This window comes from Listeria cossartiae subsp. cayugensis (genome assembly GCF_014229095.1).
Taxonomy (GTDB): Bacteria; Bacillota; Bacilli; order Lactobacillales; family Listeriaceae; genus Listeria; species Listeria cayugensis.
Map to the genome: position 1 here is coordinate 246,974 of NZ_JAARZC010000001.1, position 16,551 is coordinate 263,524.

16 protein-coding genes and 1 CRISPR repeat array are annotated in these 16,551 nt (G+C 39.1%); of the genes, 11 read left to right on the forward strand and 5 right to left on the reverse strand.

The window, feature by feature from the left end; all coding sequences use genetic code 11:
* Nucleotides 1–14: 14 nt before the first annotated feature.
* The gene (locus HCB49_RS01220) at nt 15–908 is read right to left on the reverse strand and encodes a LysR family transcriptional regulator (protein WP_185480685.1); all 894 of its coding nucleotides are present in this window, start codon (nt 906–908) and stop codon (nt 15–17) included.
* Nucleotides 909–1,105: 197 nt separating this feature from the next.
* Here HCB49_RS01220 and HCB49_RS01225 point away from each other — a divergent pair, with 197 nt between their 5' ends.
* The 9 genes from HCB49_RS01225 to HCB49_RS01265 all read left to right on the forward strand — a co-directional run bounded on the left by HCB49_RS01225 (nt 1,106) and on the right by HCB49_RS01265 (nt 10,423).
* Complete coding sequence (locus tag HCB49_RS01225) at nt 1,106–3,100, forward strand: NAD(P)/FAD-dependent oxidoreductase (RefSeq protein ID WP_185603866.1); 1,995 nt, start codon at nt 1,106–1,108, stop codon at nt 3,098–3,100.
* Between the two features lie 99 nt (nt 3,101–3,199).
* Nucleotides 3,200–4,075, forward strand: coding sequence for a shikimate dehydrogenase (locus HCB49_RS01230; protein ID WP_185603867.1), 876 nt, complete (start codon nt 3,200–3,202; stop codon nt 4,073–4,075).
* A gap of 65 nt (nt 4,076–4,140) precedes the next feature.
* A complete protein-coding gene (gene aroD, locus HCB49_RS01235; RefSeq protein ID WP_185603868.1) occupies nt 4,141–4,899 on the forward strand; it encodes a type I 3-dehydroquinate dehydratase in 759 nt (252 codons plus the stop codon).
* 96 nt (nt 4,900–4,995) lie between these two features.
* The gene (locus tag HCB49_RS01240) at nt 4,996–5,589 is read left to right on the forward strand and encodes an SGNH/GDSL hydrolase family protein (RefSeq protein ID WP_061394790.1); all 594 of its coding nucleotides are present in this window, start codon (nt 4,996–4,998) and stop codon (nt 5,587–5,589) included.
* Between the two features lie 185 nt (nt 5,590–5,774).
* On the forward strand, nt 5,775–6,731 hold the full coding sequence (locus HCB49_RS01245) for a DMT family transporter (RefSeq protein WP_185603869.1): 957 nt from the start codon (nt 5,775–5,777) through the stop codon (nt 6,729–6,731).
* Between the two features lie 64 nt (nt 6,732–6,795).
* Nucleotides 6,796–7,020 carry a DUF896 domain-containing protein gene (locus HCB49_RS01250; protein WP_003721282.1) on the forward strand — a complete coding sequence of 75 codons (225 nt, stop codon included), beginning with the start codon at nt 6,796–6,798 and terminating at the stop codon, nt 7,018–7,020.
* A 141-nt stretch (nt 7,021–7,161) separates the two neighbouring features.
* The gene (locus HCB49_RS01255) at nt 7,162–8,097 is read left to right on the forward strand and encodes a ribose-phosphate diphosphokinase (protein WP_185603870.1); all 936 of its coding nucleotides are present in this window, start codon (nt 7,162–7,164) and stop codon (nt 8,095–8,097) included.
* Between the two features lie 244 nt (nt 8,098–8,341).
* Nucleotides 8,342–8,886: a CRISPR direct-repeat array (repeat unit 29 nt; unit sequence GTTTTAGATACTTATTGTGAAATGTAAAT).
* A 192-nt stretch (nt 8,887–9,078) separates the two neighbouring features.
* Complete coding sequence (locus HCB49_RS01260; RefSeq protein ID WP_185603871.1) at nt 9,079–9,657, forward strand: hypothetical protein; 579 nt, start codon at nt 9,079–9,081, stop codon at nt 9,655–9,657.
* Between the two features lie 85 nt (nt 9,658–9,742).
* Nucleotides 9,743–10,423: a type 1 glutamine amidotransferase gene (locus HCB49_RS01265; RefSeq protein WP_185603872.1), complete on the forward strand. Its 681-nt coding sequence runs from the start codon at nt 9,743–9,745 to the stop codon at nt 10,421–10,423.
* A gap of 20 nt (nt 10,424–10,443) precedes the next feature.
* Here HCB49_RS01265 and HCB49_RS01270 read toward each other — a convergent pair whose 3' ends face one another.
* The gene (locus HCB49_RS01270) at nt 10,444–10,803 is read right to left on the reverse strand and encodes a Lin0512 family protein (RefSeq protein WP_181334177.1); all 360 of its coding nucleotides are present in this window, start codon (nt 10,801–10,803) and stop codon (nt 10,444–10,446) included.
* Between the two features lie 6 nt (nt 10,804–10,809).
* Nucleotides 10,810–11,268, reverse strand: a complete 459-nt coding sequence (locus HCB49_RS01275; protein ID WP_185603873.1) for a MarR family winged helix-turn-helix transcriptional regulator — start codon at nt 11,266–11,268, stop codon at nt 10,810–10,812.
* Nucleotides 11,269–11,649: 381 nt separating this feature from the next.
* Here HCB49_RS01275 and HCB49_RS01280 point away from each other — a divergent pair, with 381 nt between their 5' ends.
* Together HCB49_RS01280 and HCB49_RS01285 are read left to right on the forward strand one after the other, a co-directional pair.
* On the forward strand, nt 11,650–13,461 hold the full coding sequence (locus HCB49_RS01280; protein WP_185603874.1) for a LapB repeat-containing protein: 1,812 nt from the start codon (nt 11,650–11,652) through the stop codon (nt 13,459–13,461).
* Nucleotides 13,462–13,560: 99 nt separating this feature from the next.
* Entirely contained in the window at nt 13,561–13,992 is a 432-nt protein-coding gene (locus tag HCB49_RS01285; protein WP_185391559.1) for a universal stress protein, read from the forward strand.
* Between the two features lie 48 nt (nt 13,993–14,040).
* On the opposite strand, the gene HCB49_RS01290 is transcribed toward HCB49_RS01285, so the two are convergent.
* Nucleotides 14,041–15,471, reverse strand: a complete 1,431-nt coding sequence (locus HCB49_RS01290; RefSeq protein ID WP_185603875.1) for a CapA family protein — start codon at nt 15,469–15,471, stop codon at nt 14,041–14,043.
* A gap of 121 nt (nt 15,472–15,592) precedes the next feature.
* Entirely contained in the window at nt 15,593–16,408 is an 816-nt protein-coding gene (locus HCB49_RS01295; RefSeq protein WP_185390672.1) for a histidine phosphatase family protein, read from the reverse strand.
* Nucleotides 16,409–16,551: the final 143 nt, after the last annotated feature.

The window sequence follows — 16,551 nt, forward strand, 5'->3', positions numbered from 1 at the left end:
ATTTGGCTCCTTTTTTATAGGAAATGTTTTTCACCATAGCGTAATGCGAAATCTTTAAAAGCCTTGGATGCTGGCGAAATGTAGTGGTTTTTTAAACTTGCTAGATAGATAAAACGATCGTGTTTTGGTTCGTTGATGGATAATACTTTGACGTTATAATGTGATAACGACGAGATTTTTGGCATAATCGAAATACCGTAATCAACGCTCACAAGGCCGACCATCGCGGTATCTTCCTCTACATAACAGCCGATTTTAGGTTGAATATTTATCTCAGCAAAAAGAGAATCGATGAGCGGTCTCAGCCCACTGGTGTCAGAAAAGAAAATATACGAATAATCTGCGGTGTCTTTTAAATCAATCGAATCATATTTGGCAAGTGGATGGTTTTCAGAAACGACAACGACTAGCTCTTGTTTCGTTAATGGTAAAAACTCAATATCAGGTTCATTTTCGACGTAGGAGCAAATCGCTAGGTCGAATTTTTCATTTTTCAGATCAGGGATAATTGATTTAGTGGCACCTTGAAAAAAGGAAAATGTGATGTCTTTATGGCTTTCTACTTTGGTGAAATTTTGGACGAGTTCGGGAACCGTGTGCGCGCCCATGGTGTAAATAAAGCCTAAATCAATATTTCCGTGCGATGGGCTCGTTAATTCGTGTAAAAGTTTTTCACCTTTTTCTAGTTCGGCGAGGGATTTTTCAACATAAGTTAAATAAAAGCGACCGTATTTTGTTAAACGGATGTTGCGGCCTTGTTTTTCAAATAAATAGACGCCAAGTTCGCGCTCAAGTTCGGCGATAGAGTGGCTTAGGCTAGGCTGGGTAATAGATAGCTCGGCAGCGGCAATTGTGTAATGCTCTCGTTCGGCTAATTTTTTAAAATAGTATAGTTGACGCAAGTTCATCGGTTAACCTCCTCGGAATGCCTTGGTAACTCTATTGTAAGCGATTGTATAGAAAAAATCTATGGATAAATCGAAAAATATACATTAGATTAATAATTATTCCTGACTTATAATGAAAGAGAAATAAGATTGTGCATTATTGAACGTGAATAATGTAACAAATCATTTGCTGAAATTATAGTCGCAGGAGGCTTATTATGACAGATTATCCGAGTATTTTTGAACCATTAACTGTAAAACGAATGACCATTAAAAACCGTGTGATAATGCCGCCAATGGGGACAAACCTAGCTGGATTAAATGGCGAATTTTTAGAAGAACATATGAATTACTACGAACAACGCGCAAAAGGTGGAACAGGTCTAATCACTATTGAAAACGCTTGTGTAGATTTTCCTTATGGTACAAACGGAACAACGCAACTTCGAATCGATAATGACCAATACATTCCTGGATTTTACAAATTAACAGAACGTCTTCATAAACATGGAACTTGTGTGTCCATCCAAATCAACCATGCCGGTGCATCTGCTTATCCAGCACGTTTGAACGGACTTCAACCAGTTTCCTCGTCAGATATTCCATCTAAAAAAGGCGGCACTGTGCCTCGTCCGCTTACTGTCGAAGAAATTTATGAAATCGTCAATAAATACGGCGATGCAGCGAGACGCGCCCAACAAGCCGGCTTCGATGCAGTCGAAATTCACGGCGGACACTCGTACTTGCTATGCCAATTCTTATCGCCACTTTACAATAAACGGACAGACGAATTTGGTGGAACGCCTGAAAATCGTGCCCGTATCGTCAAACTAATTTTGGAAAAGGTGCGCGCAGAAGTCGGTCCATTTTTCCCAATCGTGCTGCGTTTTAGTGCAGATGAATTTACGGAAGGCGGCAACCATTTAGAAGACATTTTGGAACTGCTAGATTATTGCCAAGAAGAAGCGGATATTTTGAATGTGTCAGCGGCAATTAACGATAATTTATACTTGCAAATTGACCAAATGAACTTGGAAGATGGCTGGAGAAGCTACCTTGCAAAAGCGGTGAAAGATAAATTTAACAAACCAACGATTACTTCGGGGAACATCCGTAGTCCAAAAGCGGCAGAGAAAATTTTGTCAGAAGGATATGCGGACTTACTTGCGATGGGACGTGGCTTAATCGCTGAGCCTAACTGGGTGAACAAAGTGGCAACTGGCCAAGAAGACATGCTTCGAAAATGTATTTCTTGTAATATCGGGTGTGCGGATCACCGGATTTCGAAGTCGAAACCAATTCGCTGTACGGTGAATCCAGATATTATTCATGAAGATAAATACAAAGAAACAAAAGTAACTCGTCCTACCAATGTTGTCGTAATTGGCGGCGGAACAGCAGGACTTGAAGCAGCTTGTACGGCGGCCGAAGTTGGCTGTAACACAACGCTAATTGAAGCAAATGAACAAACTGGTGGCTTGGCACGAGCAATTGCCAACCTTCCAGACAAAAGCAGAATTGCCGATTTCCCTAATTATTTAGCGAACCGAGCAGAAAAATTAACCAATTTAAAAGTTATTACAGGCACTAAAGCTGATACTGCGCTTATTGATACATTTAATCCTGATGTGGTAGTCAATGCCACAGGATCCAAACCATTACTTCCACCGATTAAAGGTTTGCATGACGTGATTGACAAAGAAGGCAGTAAGGTTCATTCGATTTTTGGACTTATTTCGAATATCGATGACTTTACCGAATTTAGTAACAAAAAAGTTGCAGTTATCGGCGGTGGTGCAGTTGGACTTGATGTTGTCGAGTACTTCTCAGAACGTGGCTCGGATGTTACAATTGTAGAAATGATGCCACTTCTTGGAAAAGACTTAGATATGATTACACGTCTTTCCATGATGGACATTATCGAGAAAAACAAAGTTGATGTCCAAACAGAAACTGCATTAACCGAAGTAGCAGCGGATCATTTCAAAGTGAAGCACGACGGAGTAGACGCCGAGATTCCATTTGATTACGGCTTTGTCTGCCTAGGAATGCGACCAGAACGCCCACTTATGGAAGAACTTGCGGCATACGGAAAAGAAAAACAAATTGAAATCGTAAATATTGGCGACAGCGCTGCAACAAGAAAAATCTTGGAAGGCGTTCGCGAAGGAAGAAATATTTTAACTACATTAGAAAAAATTGGCTCTTTGTAATCCGAACTGGCAAGGCGGACTCCGCTTTGCCACATTCGCTCTTTATATAAGTTCACATTTTCACAAATAAACCTTAATTTGGAAAGGAACGATGTTATTATGACAAGCAAAATCACGGAAAGAATTACAGGACACACAGAATTAATCGGTTTAATCGCCACTCCAATCAGACACAGTTTATCACCAACCATGCATAACGAAGCTTTTGCAAAATTGGGGCTTGATTATGTATACCTTGCTTTTGAAGTTGGGGACAAAGAACTGAAAGACGTTGTACAAGGATTTCGCGCAATGAACTTACGCGGCTGGAACGTTTCCATGCCAAACAAAACAAACATTCATAAATACTTAGATAAACTTTCTCCAGCCGCTGAACTTGTTGGCGCGGTCAATACGGTTGTTAATGATGACGGTGTGTTAACTGGCCACATTACAGACGGAACGGGCTACATGCGTGCCTTAAAAGAAGCTGGACATGACATTATCGGCAAAAAAATGACGATTTGTGGCGCTGGTGGTGCGGCGACAGCTATCTGCATCCAAGCTGCTCTTGACGGCGTGAAAGAAATCTCGATTTTCAACAGAAAAGACGATTTTTACGCGAATGCAGAAAAAACAGTTGAAAAAATCAACTCGAAAACAGATTGTAAAGCACAATTATTTGATATCGAAGACCACAATCAATTGCGTAAAGAAATCGCAGAAAGTGTTATTTTCACGAATGCGACTGGCGTTGGGATGAAACCTTTCGAAGGCGAAACACTTTTACCAAGTGCGGATATGCTTCGTCCAGAATTAATCGTTTCGGATGTTGTCTACAAACCAACCAAAACAAGATTGCTTGAAATCGCTGAAGAACAAGGCTGCCAAACACTTAACGGCTTAGGCATGATGCTTTGGCAAGGTGCGAAAGCTTTCGAAATTTGGACACACAAAGAAATGCCAGTAGATTACATTAAAGAAATCCTATTTTAAAAACTTGCAAAAGAACAAGGTTATCGCTAATCTTAAAACATAATATCGAATGAGGAGAATTATACATGAATAAAGTAGTCGTAAAGAATGTTACGTTTGGTGAAGGTGCGCCAAAAATTTGTGTACCAATGGTCGGTAAAACGGTTGCTGCTCTTAAAGAAGAAGCGGAAATGTTACAAACAATTGATTTGGACGTTGTCGAATGGCGCGTTGACTTTTATGAAGACGTGAAAGATTTAGCTAAAGTGGAAGCTGCACTTGGCGAAATTCGCGCAATTTTACCAGAAACACCGATTTTATTCACTTTCCGCAGTGCAAAAGAGGGTGGCGAATTAGCTGTTAGTGACGAATTTTATTTTGAATTAAATGAAACACTAGCTGGCACTGGCAAAATTGATTTAGTTGACGTGGAACTTTTCAATGAAGAAGCAGATGTTTTACGCTTAATTGAAACAGCTCACAAGAACAATGTAAAAGTAGTGATGTCGAACCATGATTTTGATAAAACACCTGCGAAAGAAGAAATCGTTTCTCGTTTAACCCGCATGGAAGCACTTGGCGCGGACCTTCCGAAAATCGCCGTGATGCCAAAATCTGCTGCGGACGTACTAACTTTATTAGATGCAACAAATACCGTATCTGAAAAAGCGAGCCAACCAATCATTACGATGTCGATGGCGGGAACTGGTGTCATTAGCCGTCTTGCTGGAGAAGTATTTGGCTCCGCAATGACATTCGGCGCTGCAAAAAAAGCATCCGCACCTGGTCAAATTGATGTTAATGAGTTACGCCATGTGCTTGATTTACTGCATAAACAATTTTAAGGAAGTTTGAAAAACCTTAAATTTAGATTAATCGTCTAAGTTTAAGGTTTTTTTGTTATAATAAGGCATCAGGAATTTTAAAGGAGACGGAACTAAATGAAGAAGTTGCTTTTTTTAGGTGATAGTGTGACAGATGCAGGGCGCGATTTTGAAAATGACCGCGAATTAGGACATGGTTATGTGAAAATGATTGCAGAACAGCTTGAGAAAGAAGATGTAACGGTTATAAATCGTGGCGTTAGTGCGAACCGGGTGGCGGATTTGCATCGTCGTATTGAGGCGGATGCAATTTCATTTCAACCAGATGTAGTTACGATTATGATTGGGATAAATGATACGTGGTTTAGTTTTAGCAGATGGGAAGATACTTCGGTGACGGCGTTTAAGGAAGTATATCGCGTGATTTTGAGCCGGATTAAAGAAGAAACAAATGCGGAACTTGTTTTGATGGAGCCGTTTGTATTACCTTATCCGGAAGACCGAAAAGAGTGGCGCGGCGATTTGGATCCAAAAATTGGAGCTGTGCGCGAACTTGCGGTAGAATTTGGCGCAACACTTATTCCGCTTGATGGGCTAATGAACGCCCTCGCTATCAAACATGGGCCGACCTTTTTAGCTGAGGACGGGGTGCATCCGACCAAAGCAGGACATGAAGCAATTGCCTCTACTTGGCTAGAGTTTACAAAATAACGCTTTACAGAAAAAATTATCCATGCTATAGTTGGGTCTATGCGATGAGCCTACAAGCAGTGACTTAAGTATCACTGCCCCATTTTCCGCGTTATAGCTTTGTGGAAGGCTGCGGAAGATGACGCTATGAAATGCCCCTTAAAGTAATTTAAGGGGCATTTTTCTATAAAAAAGGAGTGTTTGTTTTGCAGAAAGAGAAAGCACCAATCGGACTTTATTTTTTATTAATTGCAGTGATGGCGAGTTGGGGCTTTAACGTCACGATGACAAAGGTGTTAGTTAGCTATTTTCCGACGGTTACGATGACTTCTTTTCGGATTTTCACCGCAGCCATAACCGTTATTATTATTTTATTTATTACTAAAAAATTACGTCTGCCTACAAAGCGGGAATTTGGTTTGATTTTCCTCGCTAGTATTTTTAATATTGTTATTCATCATTTTTTCTTGTCGAATGGGTTGAAGCTGACGACTGGGACGAATGCTGGGCTTATTCTTGGTTCTGCGCCGATTGTTGTGGCGATTTTTTCTGTCATTTTTCTCCGTGAACGAATTGGAGCTTGGCGTGCAGTTGGTTTTTTAGCAGGGATTTTTGGCGTGAGTTTGGTTGTGCTTTCTAATGGGACGGGGATAAGCGGGATTTCGATTGGAGATATCGACATTTTTATCGCGATGGCTTCTCAGGCGTTTAGTTTCATTATAATTAAAAAGCTCGCAGGATCGATGGACACGGGGCTGATGACGGGATATATGCTATTTCTTGGTTCGGTTATGTTGTTTGCCGTAAGTCGTTTCATGGAGCCTGCTGGCGTGTCAGAATTGATGGCAGTTCACTCGTGGAAATTGTGGCTCTTGTTTGTTGTATCAGCAGTAGTTGCGACAGCCTTTGGTAATTTCGTTTATAACTACGCAGTCGGAAAAATTGGTCCGTCGCGCTCGGCTATTTTTATGAATTTTAATCCATTATTTTCATTAATCGGCGCGTTGCTTTTCCTTGGTGAAGCAATTAGAATTCCACAGCTAGTAGGGTTCATTTTTATCATTATTGGCGTCCTGCTTGGTTCGGGGGCATTAATGGACCTTATATACGAACGCAAAAAAAGAAGGATACGCGACCCGGAAAAGAAGTTTGACTTTTATTGACCTTTATATTATAATTTGGTTAGTTACTTATTAAAAGTAACTTTAAAATGATAGGAGGGATAGCATGAAATTGTTATTAAAAAATATTAATGAACTTGCTGCAAAACAAAAAAGTGAAGGATTAACTGCTTTTGAAAAAGAAAGACAAGCTGCCCTTCGTCAAGAATACTTGAAAAAAATCAGAGGGACAGTGCAAGATAATTTACATCATGTAACAATTATTGACCCACTTGGCGATGACGTAACTCCCAAAAAACTAAAAGAAATCCAAGCCGAATTAAGAGGCTGACATAAATGAAAAAGGTTGAAAGAGCGCTAATTGCTTTTTCAACCTTTTTTGATTTGTGAAACATTTTAGCTAGTAGACAATGCCTAGACAGTTCTATATAATAATAAGGAGAAGAAATCAGTACGGCGGAAGGAGATAGCAATGGCAGGCAAAATGAAACTTTTTTCTGTGACGAGTGAGAGACCACTTGCGACAAAAATTGCAGATTATCTAAATATACCTTTATGTGAGGTGGAGCTCCAAAAGTTCAGTGATGGAGAAGTGAAAATTAATATTGAGGAAAGTATCCGCGGAACGAACGCGTATGTTGTGCAATCAATGAATTCTAACGTCAACGAACGCCTAATGGAACTTTTAATCATGGTAGATGCCTTAAAACGCGCTTCTGTGCATTCCATCAATATAATTATGCCTTATTATGGCTATGCTCGTCAGGACAGAAAAGCACGCTCGAGAGAACCAATTACCGCCAAATTAATGGCCAATCTAATTCAAAGAGCTGGAGCAGACCGTTTAATCACAGTCGATTTACACGCAGCTCAAATTCAAGGCTTTTTCAACATTCCAATCGATCATCTTTCAGCAATTCCGCTAATTGGTGATTATTTGATAGAACATTACGGCGAAAAAGACGTTGTCGTTGTCGCACCGGATCACAGTGGCGTAGTTCGCGCCCGCAGAATCGCCGACCGACTAAACGCGCCAATCGCTATTTTAAACCGTAAACCAAGACCGCATGAAGACGAAATCATGAGCGTCATTGGTGATGTAAAAGGCAAAGTCGCAATCGTTGTCGATGATATTATCGATACCGGCGTCCGTGCCACCACTTCAGCTGATATTTTATTAGAAAAAGGTGCCGTAGAAGTCATCGCTTGCGCAACCCACTCCGTCATGGCCGGAAACGCAACCGAACGTTTACAAAACTCCAATATCAAAGAAGTCATCACATCCGACTCTATCGACCTTCCAGAAGATAAACAATTCGACAAACTAACAACCATTTCTATCGGCCGTATCTTAGGCCGCGCAATCGAAGGCGTTCAAGAGAATCGCTCGTTGCATCCGTTGTTTTAAGGATTAATGCAGAAAACAGTAACTTTTAGAGTTGCTGTTTTTTTGCGTTTGGTTGTCTGTCGACCTTGGGTAGCGTGAAAAATGCTGGGGATCGACAGAAAGGTGAGAATGGTTGGAGTGAGGGGAGTTTGGTGGTTTTTGGTTTTGAAAACCATGTAGAGAAGGATGGATTTTCATTGATTTTTAGTCGGTCGACAGAAATAGGTTTTTGAGGTAAGATGGGAGTAAGAAGAAAAGTTAGCGGGTTTTAGATACTTATTGTGAAATGTAAATGGGATAGATTTAATGACATTAATCGATATTTTAAGTTTTAGATACTTATTGTGAAATGTAAATAATACATACCGCAGAGCTATCATAGAAAATGGCAAAGTTTTAGATACTTAGTGTGAAATGTAAATGAGAAAATCAAGAGCGAGTATGCAACAGCAATGGGTTTTAGATACTTATTGTGAAATGTAAATCTCCTTTCGCACCTTAAAAAAGTCAATTGCAATAGTTTTAGATACTTATTGTGAAATGTAAATTCGTCTACTTCCCGAAAAGCTTCAAGCGCATATCTCCCGTTTTAGATACTTATTGTGAAATGTAAATATATATAATTTGATTTTGAAACTAACGCTATAAATGTTTTAGTTACTTAATGTGAAATATAAATTTCGATGGCTATAACGCACGTTTGCATAAAGGCGAAAGTTTTAGTTACTTATTGTGAAATGTAAATCTGCGTGTAGCAGAAAATACGTGGAGTCGTGAAACTGTTTTAGATACTTATCGTGAAATGTAAATCATTTCTATTCCCTACACAAAAAAGCCAACCAATAGGATTTAGACTTATTTTTTATCCCCATGTTAACAATTCCGCAACAAACACACCAAAAACCCCCAATTTCCTCTAAACCTCCAACTACACCACGCGCCCAACCTATGCTAAACTCAAAGAGAAAGCCAAAACCACATACATAAAAGGAGGATTTAAAATTGAAAAAGACCCTAATCCCAATACTACTCCTAACAATTATTCTGGCAAGCTGCTCCTCTCCAAGCGAAAAAGTAACAAAAGACACCAAAATCTCCAAAACCATCACCATCCGAGCAGATTACAATATCCCGAAAAACATGAAAGAACTAGCAAGTAACAGCAATAACATAGTCAAAGTAAAGCTGCTGCAAAATAAAGACATTGGCAAAGAAAGCAACACAATTAGTGAAGTAGAAATTTTAGCTTCCTACAAAGGCGACCTAGAAAAAGGTGATAAAATAGACATTTCAGAACCATGGTACTTAAGTTCAGGCAAATACGTCGCTGTCGAAAACTACATTGCACTAGAAAAAGAACAAACCTATACCATGTTCCTCGGCGAAAAAGACAAAGACGTTCATCCCATCACTAGCATGGGTTACGGCAAATTCAGCAAAAACAAAAAAGAAGCTCAATCCGTCCTCGCTGATTTTAATACACTCGGGGAAGTACAAAAATACGATTTTATCTCAGAAAATCCGGATGATGTAGAAAACTACCAAGCAATCAAACAACAAATTTCCGCAAAATATAAATGAAAAGATCCCAATACCTGATAAAAAGCGCAGTTGCACAAATCAAAAAATTCCGTCATAATAGAAAAAAATGACAGGAGCTGATAAATTGATTATTGATGTATTGCAACATGTGCCGCACGAAGGACCTGGACTTATAGCGAATTGGGCGAGAGAAAATCAGCATCAGTTAAAAATACATTCTCTATTTGAAGAAAATGCTCATGTTCCAAATGATTCGGATTTTTTAATCGTTCTTGGTGGGCCGATGGGGATAAATGATACCGCGGAATTCCCATGGCTGGCTGATGAACGTGCTTTAATTAAGCGATTAAGCGAACAAAACAAACCTATTTTCGGCGTGTGTCTCGGCGCGCAACAAATCGCCGCAACATTCGGAAGTGAAATTACGATAAATAAGGAAAAAGAAGTGGGCTGGTTCCCTATTAAAAGAACTTCTGACAAGCTACCGTTTTTCCCAGAATCACTCCATGTTTTCCACTGGCACCAAGATACATTTTCGTTACCAGCAGGTGCAACACGTTTATTTGCGAGCGAAGGCTGCTTAAATCAAGCTTTTCTGTATGCGGAAAACATTATCGGCTTACAATTTCATTTTGAAATGGAAAAGGCTGGGATTGAGACGATTTTGCAGATTGACGAGGAATTTATCACACCGGGCAAATATGTTCAAACCCTTGCAGCGATGAAAGCGGAGGATGTTCCAGAAGATAATAAACAAATGCTTGAAGCCATTTTGGACTATTTAATAGATACAAAAACCATCTGACTAATCAGATGGTTTTTTCTTCAATATCCAGTTTCAACAGAAGCATTGACGATATACATTAAATCGTTCTTGTCTTCTTTGTCCTCCAAGAAAATGCCGCTCGTTGTCATCATTCCGCCAGCCATTTTCTCGATAGTCACGGTGCCATAAGGGATAATCGCGCGAATCGTATCTTCATCGAGCTTATCCGCGTCACACGGTAGTGCCAATTTGATATTAACGACCATATTTTGCAAGTCGCCGTCCGGTAAAAGCCCTTGAATTCCGGGCATCGAGTTAGTGAAAATCGCGTTTCGTACTGCGCGTTCAGCTGCTTTGGTGATGTTTTGACCATGGACATCCACACCAAAGCCAGTTTGGATAAATAGAATTTGTTCCATCATAAATCACTCCTTAAAATCTTTTATTAAAGCGGCGCCCGGTCGGTTTTCCGCGTAGCCTTCCATTATTTCTGTGAAGTGCTTTCCGTCCGTATCTGAGGAGTCGGCGAAAATTTCTGCCATTTGTTTGCGTTGTGCGGCGCCGAGTTCGTTTTCTAGATCTTTGCCAGCTGTCGTTAGAAAAATACAGCGTTGGCGTTTGTCGCGTGTACCTTGTTCAATCGTGAGAAGTTCGCGCTCTTTGAGTTCCGCGAGTGGTTGGTGCAAGGCTTGTTTGGATATTTCTAAAAAAGTTAAAAGTTCATTAATGGTAAGGCCAGGCATCCGCGCTGTGAAAAATAAAATACGATGATGCAATCTTTTTAGTGAATGTTTGGCAATAATTAAATCAGCTGTCTCTGTAAAAGCCTTATAACCGAAGTAAAATAAAGCGATTTGTTGATTCATGTTTTGCTCATTGTTCATAAATATACCCCTTTTTCTATCAATATGAACAGTATAGCATAAATTAGGAAAAGCAATAACGGATAGAGCATCACTTTTTTAGAGCATTTTTCAACATTTAAATGATAATTATTTAACTAAAACCAAACGACTTTGTGTAATATTAGTATTCTAAAACAGCTATTTGTGTACAAAATGTTACGTTGATAGAATTTTCGAATTTCTTTTATTTCAATAAAAAAGCGCTCTCTTTGTTGGTTTAAAGCCATTTGTTCGAAAAGAAAATTGAATAATATGAATATTAAAGCAAATCAAACGTGAAATATATTACGAAAACGTATTGAGAGTTGCTTTTTAGGCGGTTATACTTTGGGAAGAAATTAACCACTAAGGAGACTTTAAATGAAAAAAGCACTGAAAATATTTCTTGCGATGATTTGTATATTCATAATGATATATCCTTCCACAGCAGCTCACGCAGATGAAACGAATAATAATGTTACTATTCCAGATACCAATTTAAGAGCTTATCTCAATGGCTTACTCAAACAAGCAAGTGATGCTCCAATAACGAAAACACAAATGAACACAATCCAGACCGTGACACTTTCTGGAAACACTTATACAGATTTAACAGGGTTAGAAGAAGCGGATAATCTTGTCACGCTTTCACTCAATAACACCAAAATCACTACACTCGCACCGATTAAAAACCAAACATCTTTGACTTACATAACTGTTGGCGGCGATAACGTAGTAGATAGTCTTTTCGTAGATTTAAATGGACTTGTTAATTTACAAAGCATTAGCATTAGCGGAAGCGAAGTTACACATAATGTCTTCAAAAATTTTAATAAATTACCGAAATTAACCTATATCTACGCGCAAAACTCCATGAAAATCACGGATATTTCAGCGCTCGCATCTTTACCGGCATTGACAACGCTTTTCGTGCAATTTGACGGAATTGATGATTTTAGACCATTAAATGATTTTGAAAGTTTTAAAAATGGAAACTTAAAAGCACTCGCAGCTTTCGGGCAAAATACAGGACGAACAAATCCGCGCATTACACTTAAATCAAGCAAACTGGATTTTAACGAAGCAAAGCAAACGTTATATTTACCATTCTCGATGATGCCAAATCCTTTAACTAGTTTTGATGGAACCGTCGCACCTTTTTCAAAATCGACTTCCGCAAGCAATACGTATTTAGGATTTAACGATGTGGCGCTTCCGAGTTCACGTCTGACAATTACTAATGACGGCATTACCGTTAGTGGTGTGACAAAAGAAGAAATCGATAATCTAACAGAAATTGAATATAATGCGCGTTATGATTTCCCGACAGGTAGCTATCCAACACCGCCAAGCATGACGTCTTATACCATTTCAAGCGGAACATACGATCAATATTTTGATATTAGCCACACACTCGATTTAACGGCCGATGAAAATTTTGATTACAACCAATATGACGCCATTTCAGAAGCACAATTTTTAAAAGATGTACAAGCGAAAACAGACGACGGGACAGCTGTAACAAGCGATTTTGACCAAGTTGTGAAGCTCGATGTACCGGGCGAATATATGGTTACATTGAATGCGGAAAATGCTGCTGGACTTAAAGCGGCACCCGTAAAAGTAAAAGTAACTGTTCACGAAAAACCAGTTATTACCGCCGATTCGAAAATTTCTTATAAGCAAAAAACAACGAAATCCGCAGATGAATTTTTGGCAGAAATCCATAGTTCAGTCACTGGAAATGCCATTTTAACAAGCGATTTTGATCAAGTTGTAGATTTAAACTCCCCAGGCGAATACACCGTAACTTTGAATGCTGAAAATGAACGCGGCCAAAAAGCAGACCCTGTAACTGTAATCGTGACAGTAACTGCTGGCAACAGTGAAGTAATAATTCCAACCCCACCAACACCAGAAGTAAAACCCACACCTCAAGAAGAAACAGACAATAACAACACAATCCCAGACATCATTAGCGAAAACTCCGAAGACCAAGCACCAGCGAAAGAAACATCAGAACAGACGGCATTAACAACGAAAGAAAATAATGTGGCGAAAACAGAAAATACAAAACAACCAGAGACGAAAGCACTTCCACAAACTGGCGATAAAGGAATGAGCGCATCACCGTTAGCCGGAATTATGCTTAGTTTCATCGCATTAATTATGTTCAGAAAAAATAAATTCTAAAATATGTGAAACGATTCGCAAAATCAACGAATGATAGGCCTAAAATCATTTTTATAGGGTATGGAATACTATAAGAAAAGTTGTAGGAGGGTTTATATGATGGAAAAATATCATCGCATTCTTGTAGCAGTGGATGGTTCAGAACCAGCCAAATTAGCCTTTGAAAAAGGACTGGAATTAGCACTCAAATTAGACGGGGTACTTGGAATTGCAAGTATTGTCGATTTACGTGCCTTTTCTCCAAATGTTTCTTATGATGGCAGCTTGGAAGAAAAAGCCGAACTCGAACTTAAAACGCAGGTCAATGAATATGCCGACAAAGCCAGAACAGCAGGAGTGAAACATGTTGAAACTTTTGTTGCCAAAGGAAATCCGAAAATCTTGCTTTCTACCGATATTCCTGCAGAGTTTCAAGCAGATTTAATCATTTGCGGAGCGACAGGGATGAATCGAGTAGAAAAACTAGTACTAGGCAGTGTTTCTTCTTATATTATGGCTCACGCAATTTGTGACACATTAATAGCTAGATAAAAAAGAGTGGCTATCTTCTTAAATGGAAGATAGCCACTCTTTTGCTTATCAAAATGGATCAAAGTAAGTGTATTCAGTGACGCCGCCTTCAATTGGTTTACTGATGCGGTTAAGTTCGTCGACAATTTTTTTAGCATCTTCGCCAAACACGGGAAGTGGCTGGTAATTATTTTCCGTTGTACTACCGTCTGAATTTTCATAAGTAGGAACAATCGAAATATCTTTTAGAACAATTTTGTTATCTTCTTTTGTAAAGCGAAGTTGGAACATCGAAGTCATGCGCGAAAGTAGAGTTGGATCCGCTCCAAACGCGAAGTCGCCCATACTATAAACGATGTACTTATCTTTATATTTTTCTACACTTTCAAGACGGTGCGGGTGAGAACCCATAATTATATCAGCACCAGCATCTAAAATCGCGTGGCCAAATTCGGTTTGATAATTCGTTGGCGTTTCGCGGTATTCTACACCCCAGTGCATATTGACGATAACCAGTGTATCTTCTTTTTTATATTTTTTAACGTCTTTTACAATTCTTTCAAGATAGGCAGGGGATTGCTGACTCATGCGGCAATCATAGCCAAGCATAACCGTTTTCATCCCTTTAATCGTTGTTTCAAGCGGAGCGTCTGCATTGAAGACGGGAATATTGTTGTCTTTAAATGCTTTTAATGTTTCGTCATAACCGACTTGGAAATAGTCCATCGTGTGGTTATTTGCAAGATTGGCTGCATCGACACCACTTGCTGGTAAAAAGGCTACGTGAGCGGGATCGCTTTTGATGCGCCACATTTTATTTTCGGCTTTTGTTGCGTTTGTAAAGGCACTTTCGGCGTTTATTACTGTGTAGTCATCTGATTTGAACCAAGGAAGACAGTTTTTAAAAACATAAGTATTGTCGCCGTTATTTTTTTTGAAGACATTATCGAATTTAAGGTGTTCGGGTGTTTCTGGATAGGTTCCGAATGAGTTATCGCCAACCATTGTTAAAGTGACAACACCTTTTTCTTTTAATCCTTGTTGGTTTGTTGCTGCTGCGGCATAAAACCAATCATATTGTGTTGTTTTTTCGACAGCTGATAGTTTTTGTTCGCTTGCGAGAAAGGCTGGATATACTTTACCAAGCACTTTTTCATCTGCTTTGCCAGTTGTATATGACTCGACGGCCTCTAAGCAAGCTGTTAGATTTTGAAGATATTCGCCGGATTTATTTTCTTCGGCGGGGTAGGATTTTAGTTCTTTAATTAATTGATTTAAATCGGAAATAGACGCTTTGTCTGCTCCGGAGCTTGCTAGGGCATTCAAAGTTTTCTTAGCTTGTGTTGAAATGGTTTTAACATTAGCTGGACTTGATTTTTTCGGTGTCTCAGTTGGAGTAGCTTTTTGTTCTGTTTTGTTAGTGGAATTCGTAATCCAAAAAGCGCCGACAATAAAAACAAGTGCCACACCAGTGATAATAATATAAGTAAGTTTCTTCAACTAGATGTCCTCCGTGGTTCCTTTTTCTCTAAGTATAGTAATTGTAATGAAGAAAAACAAGTCTTTATTTAGTAAAAACAAAAGCCCAAAATTATATATTTTGGGCTTTTAATTGAACTATTTACTTAGAACCATTTTCAACGTAGCTTAAATCATTTACATCACCAATAGTGAATTTACCATCTTTGTAAGTGATTTTAGTTACACTTGCATTTTTGATACCAGCAGCAGGAAGTTTATAACCTGGTTCGATAGTATCAAGTAGCGCGCCAATGCTTAGTCCGTGGGAAACTAGTAATACATTGCTGTCGCCATTTTTGCTTTCTTTTTTAGCAACTTCTGTTAAACCATCTTTTAGACGAGCTTGGATAGTTGCATAATCTTCAGCAGGCCAGTTTTCGCCTTCTTTAACACGAGTTTTATCAAGAGCAGCTACGCTATCCGCGAAGCCTTTTGGAGAGATACCAGCTTTTTGCCATTCTTCTAAAGTTTTACCTTGGCTTTTCGCAATATCAGTCCACATATTTTCATTTAAATCGCCTTCATAAGAACCAAAATTGAATTCACGGAAACGTGCATCAGTTTGTACTTCTTTATCAGCAGATTTAGCACTTTCTTTTAAAATTAAGTTTGCAGTTTGGATAGCACGACCACTGTCACTGCTGTAAGCTGCAGAGAAATCAACGTCTTTTAATCCTTTACCAGCACTTGTAACTACTTTTTCACCAGCAGGAGTAAGAACTGCATCGGACCAACCTTGTACACGGTCAGTTGTGTTTAACATTGTTTTACCGTGACGTACTACATAAAATGTTACTGTACCGTCTTCTTTAGTTTCTTTTGTCTCTTTTTTGTCTGCATCTGTGCTGTTACCACAACCCGCGATTAGCAGTACTGCGCATAACGCCATCAACAATTTAAAAATATTTTTCTTCATCTTGTTCTCCTTTTTTGTAAGTTTTTAGCAAAATAAAAACCTAGATAAATCGAAAATTCGCCCAAAAAGCCAATTTTTGATTTATCTAGGTTATGCCCAAGTTGGTTACATTCCTAAATAAGGTTATTTTGTTTATAGGACGA